This window comes from Protofrankia sp. Cj3 (assembly GCF_917627355.1).
Taxonomy (GTDB): Bacteria; Actinomycetota; Actinomycetes; order Frankiales; family Frankiaceae; genus Protofrankia.
Map to the genome: position 1 here is coordinate 7,747 of NZ_CAKJTR010000108.1, position 2,629 is coordinate 10,375.

General features: G+C 66.2%; 1 protein-coding gene. It reads left to right on the plus strand.

The features are described 5' to 3' along the window. The first annotated feature begins 588 nt into the window (after positions 1–588). On the plus strand, positions 589–2,421 hold the full coding sequence (locus MJ783_RS15125; protein ID WP_239311080.1) for a polyketide synthase: 1,833 nt from the start codon (positions 589–591) through the stop codon (positions 2,419–2,421). Positions 2,422–2,629: the final 208 nt, after the last annotated feature.

A 2,629-nucleotide genomic window follows, 5' to 3' on the forward strand; every position in this document is an offset into this window, starting at 1 on the left:
CGCTCTAACCTGGTCCGCCAGTACACGGCTGGTGAGCTCGAGCTGGTCGCCCCGCCGAAGAAGCCCGGCCCGCGGCTGGCCGCGACACCGGTCTGCCCCGCGCGCGGATGCTTCGACATTCCGTATTTCGTATTCTGTGCCCGAATGTCACGGTATGCTTCGATGGTCCGAACATGAGCCGAACGTCCACAGGGGTCAAGGTCAACGAAATCACCGAAGACGGGACTGTTCGGATCTTGGTCAGGATATTTTTTACGGAACCGGCGGAGACGGCCATGGACACGCTTTTCTCGGCGTAGGTCCTGGCTTCATCCTCGCGGTTGAGTTCGCTGTGCTTGTGCGTTGCATGAAGAGCTCGACGCCGATATTTCGGTCAACACTTTATATGAATCAATGTTTTATACGAATCGCAAGCTCGGCTTGTTCCCATGGCATCCGACCGGCAGCGTCCGGACGAACCGGCCGGACAAGTCCTGAGCGAACCTGATGAGAAGCACGTGGACGAGACGTGTGCACTGACCTGCTCTCGGTCCACGCGACCCGCGTTTCCGCAGCGCAGCGGTACGAGCGGTGAAGGGAAAGACGCCCATGACCTCACATTCCCTGGCCCCGGTGGCCGTCATCGGCATGGCCGCGCGAGCGCCCCGGGCTGATGGTGCTGAAGCCTTCTGGCGGCTGCTGCGTACCGGTGGACAGACGATGCACCCGGCTCCGCCGGGCCGCCTTTACGACTACGTGGCCGACCCGGCGCGGGCGGCTGCGCCGGTCCTGTCCTGCCTGGAGGACCTCGATCGGTTCGAACCCGCTCTGTTCGGCATCGCCCCGCATATGGCGGCCTGGATGGACCCCCAACAGCGGCTCATGCTGGAAGCCGTCTGGCACACGCTGGAATCAGCCGGTATCTGCCCCGGCTCGATAGCCGGGCAGGAGGTCGCTGTATTCATCTCGACCACCAGCGCGGACATGCGCGACCGGATGACCGGCCGGCACGCGATCGACCGTTGCAGCGCGGTGGGGCTACTGCTCACGTTCGTCTCGAACCGGATCTCCCAGCAATTCGACCTGCGCGGTCCCAGCATCACCCTTGACACCGCCTGCGCTGGCGGTCTGACCGCGATCAGCCAGGCGGTGTCCGGGCTGCGTGCCCACGAATTCCGGATGGCGCTCGCTGGCGGTCCGAATGTGCTCATGCACGGGCACATGCACGCCGTCATGCGAGCGGCAGGAGCCCTGTCGCGCAGCGGCGTCGTCTCCTGCTTCAGCGAATCGGCGGACGGCTACGTCCGCGGCGAGGGGGCCTTCTGCTTCGCGCTGAAACTGCTGGACAAAGCGATCACTGACGGCGATCCAGTTCTGGCGGTCATCCGCGGCGCCGTGCTCAACCACGATGGCCGCCGCGGGGGCCTGACCCGGCCGGATCCCGATTCCCAGGTTGAACTCGTGCGCAGAACACTGGCCCAGGCTGATCTGGAGCCATCGGCGCTCGGTTATATCGAGGCGCACGCCGCCGGAACCTCAAAGGGCGACCCCGTCGAAGTGCAGGCGCTTGTGCGCCTCCTGCGTGAGTCGGCACAACCGGGTACGGGCGCGACCGCGTCCGGGCCGCAGGGCAGGCTCTGGATGGGATCCGTCAAAGCCAACATCGGCCATCTTGAGGGGTCCTCGGGTGCGGCGGGGCTCGCCAAGGCCATTCTGGTCCTGCGTCACCGCACCATCCCGCTCACCCCGGGGGTCGCCACCCTGCACCCGGATATCCCCGTGGACCGACACCCGATCGACATCGCGCGTACATCCCTGCCCTGGCCGGACGGCTCCACTCGACGCATCGGGATCAACGCGTTCGGATTCGGCGGAGCCAACGCCCACGTACTGATCGAAGAACCCCCGCCGCTGCCCTCCCCGTCGATCACATGGCACGGCCCATATCTCGTCCCGATCAGCACCCGGACCGCCTGGAGCCTGCACCGCCTCGCCGCTGCCCTCGCCGATCTCGTCTGCCAGGGCTCATCCGACCCCGGCGGCGTGGAAGTCCCACCGCCGGAGTTCGCGTCCGTAGTCTGGACACTGCAGATCGGCCGCGCGCAACTGCCGCGGCGTGCGCTGCTGGTGGTGCATGGACCAACGCAGTTCGTCGAGGCGGCCAAGGCCGTGTCCGAGAACGAACCGCATCCGCTCTCTTTGCTCTCCACCGACGCCGCGTCCCGGGCCCGGCTGGAAAACCTTGCTCTGGATGCCGGCACCGCCGCGTTGGCCAGCCGATGGCTGGCCGGTGAGACTGTGGACTGGAACTCTCTGTGGCCGGGTACCGATCGTCCCCGGCGTACCACGCTGGTCCCATACCCCTTTGACCGCAGGCGCTGCTGGCCCGAGGAGGCCGGGCGGCTTCACGGCCATGAGGGGGCCGGCCCCATCCTGAGATAGCCCACTACAAAGAGCTTTCGGTAACGGGTGTAGCGGAGTTCAGAGGCGTGGATCAAGAGGTGGGGCTGGGGTGTGTGCATCGCGCGGCGCTGGCTGGGGAGCGATAACGCGAGGTGTGTGCCCCAGCGCCATTTCTTGATCTGCATCCTCTGTTGCCGGGGGCGCTGGGTACTTCTGAGGTGGATGCCGCGGTGGGTAGTGTCCATCG

Bases quoted from the DNA above. Each gene is read 5' to 3' on its own strand.
- MJ783_RS15125 (WP_239311080.1), top strand. From the start codon at position 589: ATGACCTCACATTCCCTGGCCCCGGTGGCCGTCATCGGCATGGCCGCG.